Consider the following 1,405-nt stretch of genomic DNA (forward strand, 5'->3'; position numbering starts at 1 on the left):
TCGAACTGCATCCCGGCCCGTGGCTAATCAGGCCACATCAAGAGGCCTGACACACGACCGATAGAATTCCTCGTTCGCGGACTACCGTCAAAAAATCTTCTTGCCAAACCGGGGGCATCCACACACGAGTCGTAGGTTCGACCAGCGTGCCGATCGCTGAGCTGCCAAGCCCGAGAATGAGATCACCCTCCCAGTGGCCAGGTACCGCTCTGTCGCCGATCTCCGCTGGACGGTCGCTGATCATCAAAGCATCAGCAATGAAGGACTTGCCACGGATACGAGCACGTTCGCGGGGTAAACGCAGCGCTCGCCCGGAGCGCAAACAGGCAGATAGCTCCCGCTTCAACGCGCCTCGGCCCTGGATGTAAAGCGCCTGATAGATGGCTTCGTGGCTGATGCGCATGGTCAAGTCCTCGGGGAAGTCCAATTTCAGGCGCCGCGCAATTTGTTCCGAGCTCCAAGCTGTGGACCAGCGTCGACTTTGCCGATGGATAGCCCGCCGTCCTTTCCATACCACGACAGGGCCATCGAAGGCGACGCCTGCGGGAGTGGCAATGAGGCCGGCGAGCCGGTCCTGTATGTAGTCACGAAGAACAGGATTGGTTGCCAGTTTTCCCGCCTTCGGCCGTCGTGCTGCTCGATCAGCATGCCACTGAGCGGTAATGGCTCGATAGTCGAAGTCTCCGCCGCGCGTCGCCGAGTTACGCCTAATCTCGCGCGAGATCGTGCTAGGTGACCGCCCCAGCTTGCGCGCGATCGCAGCACTCCAGTGCCCCGAGCACACTCCAAAGCTATGTCCTCGCGTTCCCGCAACGTCAGATTTCTGCTCGTGAGTGGCACCGCTGAGGGCGAAAGATGTGTAGGAGGCATTCCGCCTGAACTCCGAAACCACCGGATACCTACGGGGCCGGAGACGCCGGCTTCAGTAGCGGCCTCTTCGCTGGACAGCCCCACCGCAACTCCGCGCCAGAACCGGCACAAGTTCTCACGCTGGCAACCGGTGGCCGGCCTGGCGAGGACAATTTACGCCGCGTAGAGCGCTCTGATTTCCGTCTTCCTGTAGCCACAAACACCCGGTTGAATCTGCCCAATACACCAGCGCTTCATGGCCGATCACGGCATCACCTGCTCGATGAGCTGGTCCGGCAATGTTTAGGACAATGCCTCGATGGAAAGCTTCTTCTCATCACTCAAAACGGAAAGTCCCGCATTCGGTGACCTGCCACTGAACTTTCATCCAGCGGCGATTAGAGCCTCGGCGGTTTTCATTACGCCACCTGGCGCGGTGGGAGCAACCGGCGAAAACGCGTAGCCTTCATCTTGCGCAGCGTTGGAGCCGGTTGCGGCGATGGTTCCGGCATAGCTTGCCGGGGTCAGATATCCGAGCGATGAGTGCGGCCGGGAA

General features: G+C 60.2%; 2 pseudogenes. Both read right to left on the reverse strand.

The features are described from left to right. Positions 1-115: 115 nt before the first annotated feature. Positions 116-1,067 (reverse strand): annotated as a pseudogene (locus DUT91_RS24945) (IS30 family transposase); the annotation flags it as partial. Positions 1,068-1,233: 166 nt separating this feature from the next. Next, positions 1,234-1,405 (reverse strand): annotated as a pseudogene (locus tag DUT91_RS24950) (IS3 family transposase); the annotation flags it as partial.

Source organism: Paramesorhizobium salinisoli (assembly GCF_003335045.1).
GTDB lineage: Bacteria > Pseudomonadota > Alphaproteobacteria > Rhizobiales > Rhizobiaceae > Paramesorhizobium > Paramesorhizobium salinisoli.